Here is a 17650-nt window from a genome sequence, read left to right as displayed (position 1 = left end):
TTCAAAGCCCCCGCGTTGTCCAGGATGTTTCCGTTGAAGCTTCTCGTCCTTTCCGCTGTCCTCGCCGCCATTCTCGTCAGCCTGATGCCCGATGGCGAACAGGCAATGGGCGGCAGCAAGAGCAGCGTGCGGGCCGACGGGACCGAAATCGTCCTGCCGGCGCATGCACCGGTTCCCGCTCGCGCCGTGTGAGCACGGCATCTGACCTCTGCCATCTGACCAAACGTCCCGGTTGTCTATGGGCAATCGAAGCCGTAGAGCTTTCCCGCCAATTCCAGGGAGATGATCTTGGCTTTCCTGTCCGACGCCCTCAGCCGCATCCAGCCATCCGCCACCGTGGCGATCAACTCCAAAGCCGTGGAGATGAAGCGGCAGGGGCAGGACGTGATCTCGCTGGCCGCAGGCGAGCCGGATTTCGATACCCCCGAGCATGTGCGTGAGGCGGCGATCCGGGCGATCAACTCGGGCAAGACCCGCTATACGGCGGTCGACGGCATCCCCGAGCTCAAGGAAGCAGTGGCGCAGAAGTTCAAGCGCGACAACGGGCTCGATGTCACGGCGGCAGATTGCTTCGTTTCCTCGGGCGGCAAGCAGATCATCTTCAACGCTCTGATGGCGACGCTGAACCCCGGCGACGAAGTGGTGATCCCGGTGCCGTACTGGGTGAGCTATCCCGAGATCGTGCGGCTCTGCGACGCCGATCCGGTGTTCGCGGTGGCCGATGCCTCGACCGGCTTCAAGCTCAGGCCCGAAGTGCTGGAAGCGGCGATTTCGCCCAGGACCAAGTGGCTGATCCTCAACACGCCGTCGAACCCGACCGGCGCTGCCTATACGCACGACGAACTGCGCGGGCTGGCCGACGTGCTGCTGCGGCATCCGCACGTCCACATCCTCACCGACGATATCTACGAGGTGCTGGTCTATGACGGCGGCACGTTCGCCACCATTGCCGGGGTGGAGCCCAAGCTCATGGAGCGGACGCTGACCATGAATGGCGTGTCGAAGTCGCACGCCATGACCGGCTGGCGCATCGGCTACTGCACCGGGCCACGGCCGCTGCTCAGCGCGATGAACAAACTGCAGAGCCAATCGACCACCAACCCCTCCTCGATCTCGCAATGGGCGGCGGTGGAAGCGCTGAACGGGCCGCAGGAGTTTTTGAAGGGCTGGCGCGAGGTGTTCCAGGGGCGGCGCGACCTGGTGGTTGCCGGGCTCAACGCCAATACCGGGCTCGACTGTCTGACTCCGGAGGGGGCGTTCTACGTGTTCCCGTCGGTGAAGCGCCTGCTCGGCAAGACCTCGGGTGGCGGCCGGGCGCTGTCCGACGACGCGGCGTTCGTTCTGGCGCTGCTCGAAGAGACCGGGGTGGCGCTGGTGCATGGCTCCGCGTTCGGGCTCGCCGGCCACATGCGGCTGAGCTATGCCGCCTCGAACGCGCAGCTCGAGGATGCCGTGAGCCGGATCCAGGATTTCTGCGCCAAGGTGAGCTGATGGCATACCCGATCACCGAGCCGGTCGCGAGCGGCTGGCTCGAGGTCGGGGATGGCAATGCGCTCTGGTGGGAAGAGGCCGGCAACTCTCAGGGGGTACCGGCGCTGATCCTCCATGGCGGGCCGGGCTCGGGGTTCTCGGCCTCGATGCGGCAGTTCTTCGATCCCGAGCGCTATCGGATCATCGGCTTCGACCAGCGCGGTTGCGGCAAGAGCACCCCGCATGCCTCGGGTGAAGGTGTCGATTTCTCTGTGATCACCACGGCGCACATGATCGCCGATATCGAGCGGCTGCGGGCGCATTTCGGCGTCGACAAATGGGTGATCTATGGCGGCTCATGGGGCGCCACGCTGGGACTCGCCTATGCCGAAGCGCACCCCGAGCACGTCGCGGCCATGGTGTTCGGCGGGGTGACGACGACGCGGCGGCGCGAGATCGACTGGCTCTATCGCGGCATCGCGCCGCTCTACCCGGCGGAGTGGGAGCGGTTCGTCGCCGGCGCGCCCGTGGGAACGCCGGATGACGGGCTGATCGCGGCCTATAACGAGCTGCTGTTCGACCCCGATCCGGCAGTGCGCGACAAGGCGGCGCGGGATTTCCACGATTGGGACAACGCGACGGTCTCGGTCACGGCGCAGGTCGGCCGGGCATCCGACGGGGTGGATCCGAAGCGGCTCCTGGCGCGTAGCCGGATCGTTACGCATGTGTTCAGGCATGCGGCGTGGATGGAAGAGGGCAGGTTGCTGGCCAATGCCGATCGGCTGCGCGGCATCCCCGGGGTGCTGGTGCAGGGACGGCTCGACCTGCAGGGCCCGCTGGTGACGGCCTGGGAGTTGGCCCGGGCGTGGCCGGAGGCGAAGCTGGTGGTGATCGAGGGGGCCGGGCACTCGGCCGGCGATGCCGGGATGCCCGAGGCGATCACGGCGGCGCTGGATGGGTTTGCCGACCTACCACGGGCCGCTGAGTGAGTGCCTTCTCCCCTTGTGGGAGAAGGTGGCCGATAGGCCGGATGAGGGGTTTCGCAACCTTCTTGGGTTGCGCGATCGGAGCGAAGCGACGAGCGACTGCGCCCGCGGAGAGATACCCCTCATCCGCCCTTCGGGCACCTTCTCCCACAAGGGGAGAAGGCAGCGACTGCACGTTCAGCGTAGTTCAAAGATAATCCATCAAACTCATCGACCCACCGTCGCTGCCACCAAACGCCGACGACCCGGTGGCCTGACTCAGCAGGGAGCCGAGTTTGCTGGCGGTCTGGTAGTTGGACACCGCGGCGGAATAGAGGTTTTCGGACCAGCCGGCGGCGGCGCGTTCTTCGCTGCTCATCGCGCCATAGAGCGAGATGACGTTCTGGGCGAAACCGGCCGGGTTGCCGGTGCCGGCGGATTTGAGGCTCTGCAGCAGCGCCGTGCCGGAGCGCGAGCGCATTTCCATCGAGGCGGTGCGGACTTCGGTGGCCGAGAACTTGCCGTTGGAATTGAGCGCTACCGAGGCCAGCGAGCGGCTGTCGAACTCGGAATAGTCGGGCTTCGAATTGCCGCTGGCCTTGTATTGCGCATCGAGCGTGGCGCGGGCGTCGCCGGCCACATCCTTGATGTCGCGCGGCTTGCCGGTTTCGCCGCCAGCGAGGCGCTCCATATAAGCGTTGACCGGGTCGTTGGGCACGGCGCCCGGCAAGGTCGAGGGCTTGGCTTCGATCTGCTTCAGCATCTCCTCGAGTGCGGCGCGCTGGTCGACATAGGCGGCGGAGGCTTTCTCTTCGGGGCCCATGGCGTCGAAATAGGCGAGGGCGGCGACGTAGAGGCCTTTGACGCTGCCGGTGACGCGACCGACGGCGGTGGGGCCGGCCATTGCCTGATCGAAGCGGTTCTGCAGTTCAATGGCGGCGGCCTTCTGCTCGTCAGCGGTGAACAGCTGGTTGGAATTGGTGCTCATCGCGTAGAGCTCGCGTCGATCGACCTTGCTGAGATCGAGGGCGAGCTTGCCATCCTTCAACGGCGTGGTGAGTTTGGCGTCGGCGAGCAGCTTGTCGAGGGTGGCGCGGGCCTCGGTCGTGACGGTGGCGAAGTCCTTGATCGTGGTCAGCGCCGCTTTGGCGGCATCCGACAGGGTGACGTTGGTGGCGCCGGACTCGCTGGAGCCAGGCGCGGGCGGATTGGTCAGCGCCTGCTGCTGGGCCTTCTGCGCATTGGCGATGATCTGCGCGTAGGTCAGTGAACTGGTGCTGGTCGCGGTGCCGACGCTGGTCATGGGTGCCTCCGGGCGGTCGCGCCTTACCATGCAGGCGGCGTGCCAGCGCGAAGGGCCGGGATTCCGGGCGTTCGGACGGAGCGAGAACGGGCAGGCGGCAGGAAATGCCGGGTAAGGATTGCACGTCGGTGGCGAAGCGTTGAACCCTCGGTAGTCGCATCCCTCCCCCTTGAGGGGAGGGAAAGAGGGTGGGGGTGGTTCTGTGATCACCGATGGACCCCCACCCCCAACCCCTCCCCTCAAAGGGGAGGGGAGCTAGATCATCTCCAGCGGCTGCTTGCGGCGTGGCGGTGGGAAGGCGGCGTCGAGGGCGGCGTGTTCTTGGGCGGTCAGCGTGAGATCAGCCGCGGCGCGGTTCTCGGCGACGTGGTCGAGGCCGGTGGCCTTGGGGATGGCGATGACGCCGGGCTGAGCCAGCACGAAGGCGAGGGCGACCTGGGCGGCTGTGATGCCGCGGGCATTGGCGATGCGCTGCAGCGACGGGTGGCGGAGCATGCGGTTGTCGTTGCCGAGTGGCGAGTAGGCCATGATCGGCATGGCGTGTCCGGCCGACCACGCGAGCAGGTCATACTCGATGCCGCGGGCGCCGAGGTTGTAGAGCACCTGGTTGGTGGCGCAGGCCTTGCCGCCGGGGACGGCGAGCAGTTCTTCCATATCGTCGACATCGAAGTTGGAAACGCCCCAGCCGCCGATGGCGCCGGAGCGCTGCAGGGTTTCGAAGGCATCGACCGTTTCAGCGAGGGGATGCCGGCCGCGCCAGTGCAGCAGATAGAGCTCGATATGGTCGGTGCCGAGCCGCTTCAGGCTGCGCTCGCAGGCGGCGATGGTGCCGCCGCGGCTGGCATTATGGGGCAGCACCTTGCTGACCAACTGCACCTCGTCGCGGCGGCCCTTGATCGCTTCAGCGACCACCAGCTCGGCGCCGCCATCGCCATACATCTCGGCGGTATCGATCAGCGTCATGCCGAGCTCGATGCCGCGGCGCAGCGCCGTGACCTCGTCGGCATGGCGGCGGCGGTCCTCGCCCATACGCCACGTGCCCTGGCCGAGAGCGGGCACCGAGGTGCCGGAGGGGAGGGCAATGGTGGGAAGAGTCATGAGCGGCCTCGCGTTGGTCGAGCAACCTAGCGCGGCTGGTGCGCGGGGCAACCGGAGAGCCAAAAGAAAAAGGCTCCGCTCGAGGGGATGAGCGGAGCCTTCAAAGGCCGGCTCGCCGAAGCGGGCGACCCATCGAAGCGCAGCCAGGGAGGAGGAGCGGCTGCAATTCGTTGAGATGACTATCGGGTGATGCGGCGAAAGGAACAATCGCCAAGTCGGAACGTCAGCCATGCGCTGGGCGCGAGGCGCCGGGGCAAGCAAGATGAGCCGAAGCAAAAAAAGAGGCCCCATCCGAAGATGGGGCCCAATGAAAAGGACCGAAGTCCAAATCTGAAGTGGTGGCAAATGGACGAGGGAGGAGGATACGCCATTTGCCGATGGCCCTAAGTCGAGGGAGGAGGATACGACTTCGGACCGGTGTCGCAGAGCAGGACCGAGGGAGGAGGATACGGTGCGGCTCACATCGACAGTCACAATATGCACTTTGACCGTTTGGTCCACAATGCGGAGTTCAACATGCCAGCTATGCAGTTTGTGCAGGCATAGGTCAGTCATGCTGCCGTGACGCATGCGTCAATCGCCTGCTGTTCGAGCGGCTGGTTCGGGGCGTTCGTGCGGCGGAAAAAAACAAGGCCCCGCTCGAGGGGAGAGCGGGGCCGAGTAGCAGCCGTTGCCGGCTACAGGGAGGAACAAACAACGAGCGCGAGGAGGAGGAGGGAGATGCGCTCAGCTGCTGTCGAGCGGGGATATATGGGGTGAGTGCCGACCCAGCAACCGAGGAGTATCGAATGAGGGGCATGCATTTTTCGCATGGCTGTTAAGTCGATGAGTTTGCTCGTGTATTGCGGTTTCCGGCGTGCGTCGTGGCGTCGCACGCCGATGTGAACGCGACGCCAAGTGCTTGATTGTGACAGTTTTTTGTCAGATTCGACGACGAATCCCCGGGGCTCAGAGCCAACCGCTGCGCTTGAAGAACAGGTAGGGCACCGCCGCCGAGAGGACCATGAGCCCCAGCGCGAATGGATAGCCCAGAGGCCAGCTCAGCTCGGGCATGAACTGGAAGTTCATGCCGTAGATCGAGGCAACGAGGGTCGGGGGCAGGAACACCACCGCGGCGACCGAGAAGATCTTGATGATCTGGTTCTGCTCGAGGTTGATCAGCCCGAGCGTCGCATCGAGCAGGAAGGTGATCTTGTCCGAGAGGAAAGCCGCGTGGTCGCTGAGCGCGGCGGCGTCGCGCTGCAGCACCTTGATTTCCTGCTTGCGGTCGCGGGCCGATTTCTGGTCCTCGGCGCCGCTCGACTGGTGAAAGCTGACGAGCCGGCTGATCGAGACCAGGCTCTCGCGGGCGAGGGTGAGGACATCGCCCTTCTTGCCGATGCGCTCGATCAGCGACTGCAGGTCGCGGGTCTTGCGGGTCGGCTTGGTCGATTTGTTGCCGAACACCTCGCGCGAAATCTGGTCGATGCCGTCGCCGGTGTTCTCGAGCAGTTGCGCCAGGCGGTCGATGAAGGACTCGAGCAGACCGATCATGACGCGCTCGCCGCCGATCTCGCCGGTGGCAGGGCGGGAAACCAGGCGCTCGTAGAGGCGGAAGGGCTTTGGATCGGCATAACGCACGGTGACCAGCTGGTCGTTGCGCAACACGAAGGTGATCGGGGTTTTGACCACCTGATCTGCCTCATCCTCGATCAGCGCAGTGATGGTCATGAACTCGGCGCCTCCCTCGCTGTAGAGGCGGGCGGAAGGCTCGATGTCCTGCATTTCGCGGCGGGTGGGGATGTCGATGCCGAGACAGGCCTCGACGAACTTATCCTCTTCGCGCGAGGGGTCGGTGAGCGAGTACCAGACCGCGCCGGTCAGCTGGGTGCCGGCGGCGGGGTCGAAATCGGTGGGAACGAGGCGGTCGCCTTCGCGGATATAGGCACGCAGCATAGCGGGGCTCCAATAGATGGCCGCGCCGGCGCGCCTGGCCCACCTGTTTGTCGCGAGATCGAACCGGAAAAGTCTGCAACTTTTCCTGATCTCGCTTCTGGAGCCTAGAGCGCCGGCAAGATCGAAGATCGACTTCGACTGTCGGGGTTCATTTTCAGTCCTTGATGAAGGTCCTGACGCAAGCGTCCGGAACAGTGCCGCAATGCGCCTTTGCGCGTGGGGCGTCAAGGGTGAAGCAATGGGTGCGAAACACTAGTTCGCGAAGGCCGAGACCAGCACCGAGCGCAGGTCGCCTTCGGTGGCGTAACCGAGGTTCTCGATGCGCCAAAGCGGTTCGCTGAGGTTGGGCTGAGCCACGAGGATCAGCTGCAGGTGATCGGTGAAGTTGGCATCGGGATAGTCGGGGAAGCCGTAGGCGATATCGACGACGGCGCGATCGGCCTCGAGGGTGACCCCGCCGACCTTGCACTCGGCCGCGTAATCGGGGAAGGCCTGCCACGGGATGCCGTCGCCGAGCGGCGGCTTCTCGTCGGGGTGGGCCTGCTGGATGGCGTCGTTCCTGGCTTCGGCTTCGGCGATCGCCGCGGTGAACTCGGTGGTGAGCAGGCCCTCGACCGGCGCCATGTCGTTGCCGAGGCGCGAGATGCAGAAGATCTCGCCGATCTGCTCGGGGCTGATGGTGACCATCTGGGCCAGGGACGGCGTGGCGACGAGGCAGAGTGCGGCAGCGACGACGAAGCGATGCATGAGGGGGCCCCTGAGGTTTTCTACGTTCTAGCCGAGGCCGCTGAATTGCCGATGAACACCGGGAGTTGGGAACTCGCCGCCGCGGTGATAGAGGCGTGACGCGAATTCGAAGGACTATTGGAATGATCGACTTCTCCGTGCTTGACGATCCGGCGTGGCATGCCCTGACCACCGACCAAGCGGCGCTGGGCCAGCGCAACGGTGCGGCGGCGCGCTTTCGGGCCGAGCTGACGCCGATCGGCGGGCTCGCGCGCTATGACGCCGAAGCGTTTGCCGAGCTGCGGCCGCTGGTTGCGCCGGAAGACGCAGTGGGGCTGGTGTCGGCGACGCACTACCAGGTGCCCGCGGACTGGGAGGTGCTGCAGGCGGTGCCGGTGTTCCAGATGGTTTGCGAAGCGGCGCAGCCGATACCCGATATCGTGCCGGTGCAACTGACGGCAGCGGATGCCGAGGCGGCGCTGGAGCTGGCGACGGCGACCGAGCCGGGACCGTTCCGGGCCGGCACCCTCGGCATGGGCCGCTATTTCGGGCTGCGCTCGGAGGATGGGCGGCTGATGGCGATGACCGGCGAACGGATGCAGCTCGGGCAACTGACCGAAGTGAGCGCGGTGTGCACCTGGCCGGAGTTCCGGGGCAGGGGGCTGGCCAAGGCGCTGGTGTCGTATGTCTCGGCGCTGATCGCGGCGGACGGGCGAGTGCCATTCCTGCATGTGAAGACCGAGAACGCTGGCGCTATCGCGCTTTACGAAAAGCTCGGGTTTGCCGTGCGGAAAGAGCTGACATTCACCGTGGTGCGGCCGCGCTGAAGGTGGCTTCGGTTATTACCGGCGGGACAAGCTACGGATGGACTGTCCCACATACTCGATGTCATCCCCGCGAAAGCTGGGACCTATCTCGCCGCCCGCGCCAGCTGACAGTTGGGTCCCTGCTTTCGCAGGGATGACACCCGATGGGAGGCGCAAAGCTACGGGCCATGCCCGGCGGCCGTGCGAACTCATCGGCGAAGCGCTCGAACTAGAACGACCACTCCCGGGCCTTGCCGACGAGGAAGTCGCGGAAGACGCCGACGCGCTTGGAGTTCTTCAGCGCCGGGGGATAGACGAAATAGGCTTCGTAGGCCGGCAGCTCGATGCCTTCGAGCACGCGCCGCAAGTTGGTTTCGCCCTCGGTGACGTAGTCCGGCAGCATGGCGATGCCGATGCCGGCGCGGGCGGCCTGCATCATGCCGTAGATGGCGTTGACCTTCATCGAAGCGCGGCGCGGCGAGGAATCCGGGCGGCCGAGGCGCTCGAGGTAGTTGATGTCGCCGAGATAGGACGGCACCGGCTCGCCGAACGAGATGACGCGGTGGTTGTCGAGATCTTCGACCGCCTGCGGCTCGCCGAACTCCTTGAGGTATTGCTCGGAGGCGTAGAAATGGTTGTGCACGGTGAACAGCTTGCGCTGGATCATCTCGGACTGGTTCGGCCGATGCAGCCGAATGGCGACATCGGCCTCGCGCATGGCGAGATCGAGCTCGGCGTCGTTGAGCTTAATCTCGATCTGGATTTCCGGATAAAGGATCAGGAACTCGTGGATGCGCGAGGATAGCCAGGTCGAGCCGATACCCACCGTGGTGGTAACGAGCAGGGGGCCGGTCGGCACCTCCTGGCTCTCCGACATCTGGGTCTCGACCTGCTGCAGTTCCCAGTGCATGCGGTGCGCGGTGCGGAACAGCTGCTCGCCCACCTCGGTGAGCACAAGGCCGCGGGCGTGGCGGATGAAGAGCTTTAGCCCCAGATCCTCCTCGAGCGCCGAAATCTGCCGCGATACGGCAGACTGGCTCATGTTGAGCTTTTCAGCAGCGTGGGTGAAGGACCCGGATTCGGCGGCGGTGTGGAAGATGCGGAGCTTGTCCCAATCCAGCATCGGCTATTCCGCCGCTTCTGCGAGCTCGAGCGATGCCAGATATTCCTCTGCGTCCAAGGCTGCCATGCACCCCATCCCCGCGGCCGTCACCGCCTGCCGGTAAACGTCGTCGGTGACGTCGCCGGCCGCGAACACACCGGGCACGTTGGTGGCGGTGCTGCCCGGCTGCACCTCGAGATAGCCGCCCGGCTTCATGTCGAGCTTGCCCGAAAAGATCGAGGTCGCCGGCGAGTGGCCGATGGCGATGAACACCCCGTCGACCGACTTTTCGGTGACGTGGCCGGTCTTGGTGTCGCGGATCTTCACGCCCTGAACCGAGCGCGGCATGTGCTGGCCGTAGACTTCCTCGATCTCGGCGTTCCAGATCACTTCGACCTTGGGGTTCTTGAACAGCCGCTGCTGCAGGATGCGCTCGGCGCGGAACTCGCCACGGCGGTGGACCACGGTGACCTTGGACGCGAAGTTGGTGAGGAACAGCGCCTCCTCGACCGCGGTATTGCCGCCGCCGACGACGATCACTTCCTTGCCGCGATAAAAGAAACCATCGCAGGTGGCGCAGGCCGAGACGCCGAAACCCTGGAACTTTTCTTCGGACTCGAGGCCCAGCCAGCGCGCCTGCGCGCCGGTGGCGACGATCACCGCATCGGCCGTGTAGCGGGTGCCGCCATCGCCGATGAGCACGAACGGGCGCCTGTCGAAATCGACCTCGACGATGATGTCGTTGATCATCTTGGTGCCGACATGCTCGGCCTGCGCCTTCATCTGCTCCATCAGCCAGGGGCCCTGGATGACGTCGGCGAAGCCGGGATAGTTCTCGACATCGGTGGTGATGGTGAGCTGACCGCCGGGCTGGATGCCGGAGATCATGACCGGCTCGAGCATGGCGCGCGCCGCATAGATGGCCGCCGTGTAGCCGGCAGGACCCGATCCGATGATGACGACTTTGGCGTGCACCTTACGCTCCACTTACTCTGAGACCTAAGCCCAAGACAGATAGGTATGGACCAAAATAGGAGGTTCGGCGCGCACCTTTCAAGGGCACTACCATCGCCCTGAGGCGATGGAGCGCACGGACTCACCGAAAAGTCACAGCCGCCGGGCGCCACAAAGCGCCCGCAGCGGCTCTAGACGAACTTCACGTCGAGGATTTCGTAGGTCTTGGCGCCACCGGGGGCAGCCACTTCGACCGAATCGCCGGCTTCCTTGCCGATCATGGCGCGGGCGATCGGCGACGAGATCGAGATGCGGCCCTTCGACAGGTCCGCCTCGGCGTCGCCGACGATCTGGTACTGCTTTTCGGCCTCGGTATCCTCGTCGACCAGCTTCACCGTGGCGCCGAACTTGATGGTCGAGCCGCTGAGCTTGGTGACGTCGATGATGTCGGCGAGCGCCAGCAGAGACTCGAGTTCCTTGATGCGGCCTTCGTTCAGGCTCTGCTGCTCCTTGGCGGCATGATACTCGGCGTTTTCGCTGAGGTCGCCATGGGCGCGCGCTTCAGAGATATCGGCAATGATCTTGGGGCGCTCTTCAGACGTGCGGCGACGATATTCCTCCGACAGGGTCTTGTGACCGCTCGGTGTCATCGGAATTTTGTCCATGGCCGTCTCCAACTCAAAGAAAGGCTCCCCTGCCAAAGTCATTCGGCGTCGTCAGCATGCTGACCTGAGGGGGAGCGTCTGGGTAAACTGCCTTCGGCGAAGGCTTCGGTCAAGCGGGGCGTATCCCCGTTGCGCGAGCGGTGCATATCGTTGCGGATTGCCTGCCGGTCAAGGGGGAAGGCCAGCACTGGAAAGGCAAAAGGCGCAGTCCGGAGACTGCGCCCTCGTGATCTACGCCGATCCCATCTGGATGCCTTGCAGCATCCGATCGATCAGGATGCCTTGCGGCACCCTCGTCCGGGATCAGGACGCCTGGAGGTTGTCGGCGGCGTTCTTGCCGGTCCGCTTGTCCTTGACGATCTCGTACGTCACTTTCTGGCCTTCATCGAGGCCCGAAAGCCCCGAGCGCTGGACAGCGGAGATATGCACGAACACATCAGCCCCACCCTCGTCGGGCTGAATGAAGCCATAGCCCTTCTGGCCATTGAACCATTTCACAGTGCCGGTAGCCATAAATAGTCCCTTTCGCAGTCTGCCGTGGCAGTTCCCACCCCAATGGAAACTCCGCCAATCGAATTCTTGGTATGACCTCAGCAGGCGCGTTTGAGACGCCAGGCACGAAGTGTCGGCCGCAATATTCGACTATTAACTTGTAGACCGAAAAATTCCGCCTATCAATACGGCGCCGTGAACTGCTTTTGCCCGGCGTGCGGGGTGCACGTCGGGTTGAAATTCGATCTGACTAGCAGGCCATCGAGCCCGGGGAGTGGGGCGCCGAAGGCGTAGAGATACCGGGCGACTCGGCCCGATGGGCAGGCGTCCGCTTCCGCGGGATGCCCATAGCTCAGTCTATGCCTCGGCAATGTGACAGCAAAGTGGAAATTCCGGCTCTTGCCCATCTTCCCCGCGGCAAGCCGACGCGCTACACGCGTGCGGTCCCAGCCCGGTGCCAAACAACCTTGCGCGAAATACAGTATTCGTCCGGCGACCTCGTCGCCGATCGTCGTGCGTCCTACGCCGCGGCGCTCGCCGCCGAGCGCGCTTTTGCGGAAGCAGCCGATCTCATGGTGCAGGCGCTGGAAATGGTGCCGCAATGGGTGGCCGGCTGGAACCTGCTCGGCGGCTATCGCGAGGCAGCGGGCGATATCGCCGGGGCGGTGGCGGCATGGACGCAACTGCTGCAGCTCGATGCCAAGGGGCTGTTCGGCGCGGCGCTGAAGCTGGCGGCGCACGGGGCAGGCGGATCGTCGGTGGCGGCGCCGGCCTATGTCGAGGTGCTGTTCGACGACTATGCACCGCGCTTCGAAGACTCACTGGTCGCGCGGCTGGGCTACCGGACGCCGGAAATGCTCGAAGTGGTGATCCGCAACGCACTCACCGCACGCGGCGTAACGCGGTTCGAGCGGGCGCTGGATCTCGGCTGCGGCACCGGGCTGATGGGGGAGCGGCTGCGGCCGCTGGTCGATCGGCTCGAGGGCGTCGATCTTTCAGCCAGGATGTTGGCGGAGGCGCGGCGCAAGGGGATCTACGACCACCTCGAAAAGGCGGACCTGGTGAGCTATCTGCTGGGTGAGCCCGGGTCGGCCGACCTGATCGTTGCAGCGGATGTGTTCAACTATGTCGGCGTGCTGCACGGGGCGTTGACGGCAGCCAGCGGCGCCATACGCCCCGGTGGGATTGTGGCCTTCTCGCTCGAGACGCATGCGGGGGAGGACGCGGTGCGGCTGGGGACCACGTTGCGGTTCCAGCATGCGATCGAGCCGACCCTGGCGATCTGCCGATCGGTGGGGTTGCGGACCGTCATGGTGGAAGCCACGACGATCCGCATGGATCGCGGCCTGCCGGTCGAGGGCGCTATCGTCCTCGCCGAGCGGCCGTAATCGGGTCAGGCGAGCGCCTGACGGATGGCGATCTCCACCGGTGAATAGTCGCCGTCGGCGCGGTCGAGGCGCAGCGGCTCACGCGGCAGCAGCGGCGGCTGGGCCATGAAGCGCGGCTCGGTGCCATGGTGCGGCTGGGCAGCGTGCACCAGGAACGGATGGCAGAGATAGACCGTGCCGGGCCTGCCGGTGGCGAGAACTTCCGGCCGATGCGCCGAGGCGGCAAAGTTGTCGGCGGCAAGCTCGCGCAGCGTCAGCCCGGCTTCACCGGCCGGCGCCAGCTGTCGCGCGATATCGAGGTGCGAGCCGACGCGGATGCGGGTCGGTGCATCCTCGGCGCCGACCTCCGAGAACAGGAACAGCATCAGCAGCGCCCGGCCGCGCGAACTGACATTGGCGCGCCAGCTCAGGAAATCGGTCGGGTTCTCATCCCAGCCGAAACTCACATCGATGTGCCAGCCGGCATCGCCAGGATCCTCTGGCGAGGGGAAGCGGACCGGGAAGGTGCCGAGATTGCCCTGCGGCAGCCAGCGGCCGGGGCCGACCAGCTGATCGAAGGCGGCGCGGAGCAGCGGCGTATTCGCCGCGGCAACAAATGGCGGCTGGCTGTAATTGCCGAGGCGGATGACAGGCTTGGTCCAGGTTTTGGGATCGTTGGGATCGCACCCGGTGTCGGCCCAGAGGATGGCGCGGCCTTCTGCCGCGAGATCCGCCGAGAAGGCATGGTCGATGCGGACGAAGCCGTCGGTGATGAAGGCGTCGATCTGCGCTGCGGTGAGCGCGGGAGTGTTCACAGGCATTGTGGTTTCCGAATTCGCATAAGCTCGCGACGCCCTGACCGGCAAAGCCGACGACGGGCGAGCAGGGCGCCCTCAGGCGCGGTGGCGTTGCCTCATGGCTCGCTCAGGCGAGGAGGAACACCGATGCGAAATTGCGGATCATCATCATGATGCGGGGAACATAGCGGACGAGGCGACGAGGTCAACCCGTTGCCTTGTTCAGACAGCCGCTTTGGCCCGGCGGCGTCGATCGGCGGCAACGAGGGCGAGCGCCACGCCACCGAGGATGCCGATGGAGGCGATGACGAGGCGCAGCGTGAGCGGCTCGGCGATCAGCAGCACGCCGCCTGCGGCAGCGATGGCAGGGACGGTGAGCTGGACAATGGCCGCCTGAGTGCGGGCGAGGCTCGGGAGGACGGCGTACCAGACCGCGTAACCGAGGCCTGAGGCCAGCGCGCCGGAGGCGACGGCGTAAGCCGCAGCGCCGGGATCCACCGGATGGAGCACCAGGCCGGCAACGACGATGAGCATGGCGACCGGCAGGCAGCGGATGAAGTTGCCGGCGGTATCGACCAGCGGAGCTTTCGAGCCGCGGCCGAGCAGGGTGTAGGCGGCCCAGCAGAGGCCGGAGCCGACCATCAGGAGCGTGCCGAGCGGATGCGGGGCGACGAGACCGGGAGAAACGAGATAGGCGAAGGCGGCGAGCGCCACGGCAAGGCCGAGCCATTCGAGCATGCCGGGGCGATCGCCTTTGAACACTGCCCAGCCGAGCATGCCGATCTGCACGCTGGCAAACAGGATCAGCGCTCCGGTGCCGGCGCCGACGAGGATGTAGGCGATCGAGAAGGCGAGGGCGTAGCCGAACAGCGCCGCAGCAGCGCGCCAGCTGCCGCCGACGGTGACCGGCATCCCGGGCGCGCGGCGGAGGAGGAGCAGGGCCGCAAGCACGACGGCGCCCGCGGCAAGGCGGATGCCGGTATAGCTCAATGGCTCGGCATTGGCCGTCGCAAAGGCGAGGCGCGCCAGCACCGAGTTGGCGGCGAAGGCGAACATGGCGATGGCGGTGAGGACGACGATCTTCACGCGAGGTGCTTCCGCGGGCAGTGTCGTCACTATGCGCCGGTTGCGGCTACCAGTCGATGCTGCGGCCGGGGAGGGCGCGCTGCAGGTTGCGGCGGGTGGCGGCTTCGAAGGCGCTGGGCCACTCGACGCCGAGCGAGGCGCACAGGGTTTTGGCACGCGGCATGAAGGTGCGGGCAAGAGCGAGGTTCGACGCGATAGCGGAGTCGGCGGTGAGTTGCGGCAGGGGCGCCGCGGCCAGCACGGCCATGCGCTCGGGATCCAGCACGCGGCTCAGATGCAGCATGCCGCCGGGAATGCGCGGGTTGACCTCGATGGTCAGGAGGTCAGTGAGGAAGCGGCGGAGGAAGGTGTTGCCGACGGTCATCAGTTCGACTTCGCCGCGACCGATGGCCACCGGCGTCAGGCCGAGGATGCGGATGAACTCGCCGACCATCCAGCCGAGGCGCCCTGGGTTGCGGGCGGGCTCGGGCGTCTCGGGGCGGAGCGTGGCATGGAGGTTGTCGCGATCGACCAGTGGTTTCAGGCAGTCCTGCGCCGTGTTGGCGAGATGCTCGGGGCTGGCGATATGCAGGTCGATGCGCAGCCAGTCATCGGTGATGGCGTTGAGCACCAGGGCGTGCGGCAGGCGGTTGTAGTGGACGATCGGGGCAATGGTCTCGAGCGTCTTGCGCCAGTCGGCTGCAAGCGCCTCGTGCTCGGCAGGGTCGGCGATGGCGAGCAGGTCGACATCGCTGAACGCGTCGGCGGTGCCGGTGCCGAAGCTGCCCGAGAGGAACAGCGCCGCGATGCGCGGATCGCCGCCAAAGCTGTCGGCGACCCGCGCAATCAAGGTTTTCTGGTCCATGACGTCCTCTCCCACTGGTTTTCGCAGTATTGAGAGAGGGAGGTCGAGCGGTCCAGAAGACCTATGTTTATCTTGTCAGTATTTTGGACTGCCAATATACATGAAGATCCGCGATGCGGTTCGAGGTGAACAGCGGCATCGCCCCGGCGAGTTGTTCGTCGGTCCAATCCCACCAGTGCATTTCGAGCAGCATGGCGATCTCCGCCTCGGCGAAGCGCTTGCGGATCGGCTTGGCCGGATTGCCGCCGACGATGGTGTAGGGCTCGACGTCCTTGGTCACCAGCGCCCGGGTGCCGATCAGGGCGCCGTGGCCGATGGTGATGCCGGGCATGATGATCGCCTCCGAGCCGATCCACACATCGTTGCCGATGACGGTGTCACCGGCCGGCGCGAAGCCGTCGGCGGCGCCGGCAAAGGCCGCAATCTCCGGCATGTAGTGGAACGGGAAGGTGCTGACCCAGTCGTTGCGGTGGCCCTGGTTGCCCGCCATGATGAAGGCGGCGCCCGAGCCGATGGAGCAGAAGCTGCCGATGATCAGGCGGTCGACATCGGTGCGGTCCGGCATCAGGTAGCGGGCGCAATCATCGAAGCTGTGGCCGTGGTAATAGCCGGAATAATAGCTGAAGCGGCCGACCCGGATATTGGGGTTGGTCACCTGCTCGTCGAGCCGGATGCCCTTGAACGGGCTTTCGAAATAATTGGTCATGATGCTGTCTCGATAGATGGCCGGCGCCGCACAGGCGGACGCTTCAAGCCATGTGGTTGTGGAGAATGAGCAGCCGCACTCACCCGGCGCGACGCGCCGGGGGCAGCAACATCGCCACGCCGATCAGGCGCGCGACGCGATGGAGGTGGTTCGGTCTGCCAGCTTCATGATGGGCCGGGTCTAGGTGATGGACGAGGCGGTGTCAAACAGCCGGCCTCGTGCACCTCACAAAGGCATCTCGGCCGCCAGCCGTTCGTCGATCTCGATGATGCGGGCGCACAGGTCACTGACACCGGAGGCGTAACCGTCGAGCTTGAGCACATCGCCATCGGCAAAGCCGATCAGGATGTTGCCGGTCCAGCGCCGCTGCATTCCTACCACCTGCGCGAGGTCCTTGGTGATCCGGCTGCCGTTCGCCCCGGCGTAGTCGAGACTGGTGCCGCGCCAACGGACATCGGTGCGCACTACGGAGCGAATTGTCGCCACGCCGGTCAGCACGCACAGCGCGAAGGCGAGGATCAGCCAGGTCAGAATCTGCATCTGGTTTTCCGCGTCGGCTCGCGCCGACCCGACGAAGAGACGAACATAGAGCATCAGGCAGACAAGCCCCGCGCCCAGGACGATGCCGGACCAATGCATGCCGCTTGGTGCGATCCGACGCCAGCCGTGGCGCTCGGGCGACGGCCGAAACAGGGCGCGTACCAGCAGGCCGGTTGCCGCCGCGCCAGCGAGCCCCGCTGTGATCGGGCCGAAGAGATTGATCCACCACTGCATGGGAGGAGATCTAGCCGACGACGGCTGCAGATTTGCTAAGGTTGTCGGACGAATGCTGAGGATGAAGACGGTCGGGCCATCGACGGTCGACCGATGCAAGGAACACGGAGGTTGTCCCAGTGCCGACCTATGCTGCTGGGCATTGCCAGCTATTGCGGATGATCGCTGCCTCGGCTGGTGCGCTCGCCTTGGCTGGCACGCCCGCGCTCGCCGCGACGTCTTACACCTGCTCCAATGCCGAGCTGCTGCGCGTCGCCTGCGCCGATGCAGCGTGCGAGGTGATGGATGAGGCGATCCTGACCGTGGCGATCGACGGCTACGATCGCTTCACGGTATGCGGCGAGGCGCTGTGCTGGGGCGGGCCGGGGACGCGCCAGGTCTCGGGCGCCTACGAAATCGTCACCGGCGTCGGGCTCAAATCAGAAATGGGCGATGGCGGCGCGCCCAATGATGCGGTGCTGGCGTTCGACCCGAAGACGGGAATGGGGACGATCCTCGCGCCCCCGTTCTATTCGCCGATCCAGTGCCTCGTTCACCCCGGAGAGTGAGGATCAGGCTGC

At 65.5% G+C, this 17650-nt stretch carries 19 protein-coding genes; 6 read left to right on the top strand and 13 right to left on the bottom strand.

All coding sequences use genetic code 11. From position 1 onward, the window contains the following. The first annotated feature begins 33 nt into the window (after positions 1–33). The 3 genes from ACSQ23_RS17540 to pip all read left to right on the top strand — a co-directional run bounded on the left by ACSQ23_RS17540 (position 34) and on the right by pip (position 2459). On the top strand, positions 34–192 hold the full coding sequence (locus ACSQ23_RS17540; protein WP_436091367.1) for a hypothetical protein: 159 nt from the start codon (positions 34–36) through the stop codon (positions 190–192). A gap of 96 nt (positions 193–288) precedes the next feature. Beyond that, positions 289–1491, top strand: a complete 1203-nt coding sequence (locus tag ACSQ23_RS17535) for a pyridoxal phosphate-dependent aminotransferase (protein ID WP_436091366.1) — start codon at positions 289–291, stop codon at positions 1489–1491. Further along, a complete protein-coding gene (pip, locus tag ACSQ23_RS17530) occupies positions 1491–2459 on the top strand; it encodes a prolyl aminopeptidase (protein ID WP_436091365.1) in 969 nt (322 codons plus the stop codon). Before ACSQ23_RS17535 ends, pip begins: the two co-directional genes overlap by 1 nt. A 184-nt stretch (positions 2460–2643) precedes the next feature. Here the strand turns inward: pip and ACSQ23_RS17525 are convergent, their stop codons facing one another. The 4 genes from ACSQ23_RS17525 to ACSQ23_RS17510 all read right to left on the bottom strand — a co-directional run bounded on the left by ACSQ23_RS17525 (position 2644) and on the right by ACSQ23_RS17510 (position 7518). Then, on the bottom strand, positions 2644–3738 hold the full coding sequence (locus tag ACSQ23_RS17525) for a hypothetical protein (protein WP_436091364.1): 1095 nt from the start codon (positions 3736–3738) through the stop codon (positions 2644–2646). Positions 3739–3993: 255 nt separating this feature from the next. Continuing rightward, positions 3994–4836 (bottom strand): aldo/keto reductase, encoded by an 843-nt coding sequence (locus ACSQ23_RS17520; protein ID WP_436091363.1) that lies wholly within the window; start codon positions 4834–4836, stop codon positions 3994–3996. Between the two features lie 948 nt (positions 4837–5784). Beyond that, complete coding sequence (locus ACSQ23_RS17515; RefSeq protein ID WP_056000964.1) at positions 5785–6771, bottom strand: magnesium transporter CorA family protein; 987 nt, start codon at positions 6769–6771, stop codon at positions 5785–5787. 252 nt (positions 6772–7023) lie between these two features. Beyond that, entirely contained in the window at positions 7024–7518 is a 495-nt protein-coding gene (locus ACSQ23_RS17510) for a hypothetical protein (protein ID WP_436091362.1), read from the bottom strand. 122 nt (positions 7519–7640) lie between these two features. Between ACSQ23_RS17510 and ACSQ23_RS17505 the strand changes: the two genes are divergently transcribed. Next, positions 7641–8324, top strand: a complete 684-nt coding sequence (locus ACSQ23_RS17505; RefSeq protein ID WP_436091361.1) for a GNAT family N-acetyltransferase — start codon at positions 7641–7643, stop codon at positions 8322–8324. A 208-nt stretch (positions 8325–8532) separates the two neighbouring features. Here ACSQ23_RS17505 and ACSQ23_RS17500 read toward each other — a convergent pair whose 3' ends face one another. The 4 genes from ACSQ23_RS17500 to ACSQ23_RS17485 all read right to left on the bottom strand — a co-directional run bounded on the left by ACSQ23_RS17500 (position 8533) and on the right by ACSQ23_RS17485 (position 11537). Further along, complete coding sequence (locus tag ACSQ23_RS17500; RefSeq protein ID WP_055880534.1) at positions 8533–9426, bottom strand: LysR family transcriptional regulator; 894 nt, start codon at positions 9424–9426, stop codon at positions 8533–8535. 3 nt (positions 9427–9429) lie between these two features. Next, the gene (gene trxB, locus ACSQ23_RS17495; RefSeq protein ID WP_156387337.1) at positions 9430–10392 is read right to left on the bottom strand and encodes a thioredoxin-disulfide reductase; all 963 of its coding nucleotides are present in this window, start codon (positions 10390–10392) and stop codon (positions 9430–9432) included. A gap of 158 nt (positions 10393–10550) precedes the next feature. Beyond that, positions 10551–11024, bottom strand: a complete 474-nt coding sequence (greA, locus tag ACSQ23_RS17490; protein ID WP_055880529.1) for a transcription elongation factor GreA — start codon at positions 11022–11024, stop codon at positions 10551–10553. A 303-nt stretch (positions 11025–11327) separates the two neighbouring features. Next, a complete protein-coding gene (locus ACSQ23_RS17485) occupies positions 11328–11537 on the bottom strand; it encodes a cold-shock protein (protein ID WP_055045318.1) in 210 nt (69 codons plus the stop codon). A 446-nt stretch (positions 11538–11983) separates the two neighbouring features. Here ACSQ23_RS17485 and ACSQ23_RS17480 point away from each other — a divergent pair, with 446 nt between their 5' ends. Then, the gene (locus ACSQ23_RS17480) at positions 11984–12904 is read left to right on the top strand and encodes a class I SAM-dependent DNA methyltransferase (protein WP_436091360.1); all 921 of its coding nucleotides are present in this window, start codon (positions 11984–11986) and stop codon (positions 12902–12904) included. Positions 12905–12909: 5 nt separating this feature from the next. Here the strand turns inward: ACSQ23_RS17480 and ACSQ23_RS17475 are convergent, their stop codons facing one another. The 5 genes from ACSQ23_RS17475 to ACSQ23_RS17455 form a co-directional block, all read right to left on the bottom strand. Then, entirely contained in the window at positions 12910–13704 is a 795-nt protein-coding gene (locus tag ACSQ23_RS17475; protein WP_436091359.1) for a phytanoyl-CoA dioxygenase family protein, read from the bottom strand. 198 nt (positions 13705–13902) lie between these two features. Next, on the bottom strand, positions 13903–14766 hold the full coding sequence (locus ACSQ23_RS17470) for a DMT family transporter (protein WP_055880520.1): 864 nt from the start codon (positions 14764–14766) through the stop codon (positions 13903–13905). Positions 14767–14812: 46 nt separating this feature from the next. Beyond that, complete coding sequence (locus ACSQ23_RS17465) at positions 14813–15610, bottom strand: nucleotidyltransferase domain-containing protein (RefSeq protein ID WP_055880518.1); 798 nt, start codon at positions 15608–15610, stop codon at positions 14813–14815. 67 nt (positions 15611–15677) lie between these two features. Next, entirely contained in the window at positions 15678–16316 is a 639-nt protein-coding gene (catB, locus tag ACSQ23_RS17460) for a type B chloramphenicol O-acetyltransferase (RefSeq protein ID WP_055880515.1), read from the bottom strand. A gap of 225 nt (positions 16317–16541) precedes the next feature. After that, a complete protein-coding gene (locus tag ACSQ23_RS17455) occupies positions 16542–17090 on the bottom strand; it encodes a hypothetical protein (RefSeq protein ID WP_055880512.1) in 549 nt (182 codons plus the stop codon). 119 nt (positions 17091–17209) lie between these two features. Between ACSQ23_RS17455 and ACSQ23_RS17450 the strand changes: the two genes are divergently transcribed. Beyond that, positions 17210–17638, top strand: coding sequence for a hypothetical protein (locus ACSQ23_RS17450; RefSeq protein ID WP_436091358.1), 429 nt, complete (start codon positions 17210–17212; stop codon positions 17636–17638). Positions 17639–17650: the final 12 nt, after the last annotated feature.

This window comes from Devosia sp. LjRoot16 (assembly GCF_964252795.1).
Taxonomy (GTDB): Bacteria; Pseudomonadota; Alphaproteobacteria; order Rhizobiales; family Devosiaceae; genus Devosia_A.
The sequence above is the reverse complement of the archived record's forward strand: the minus strand, read 5'-3'. Positions and strand labels throughout refer to the sequence as shown.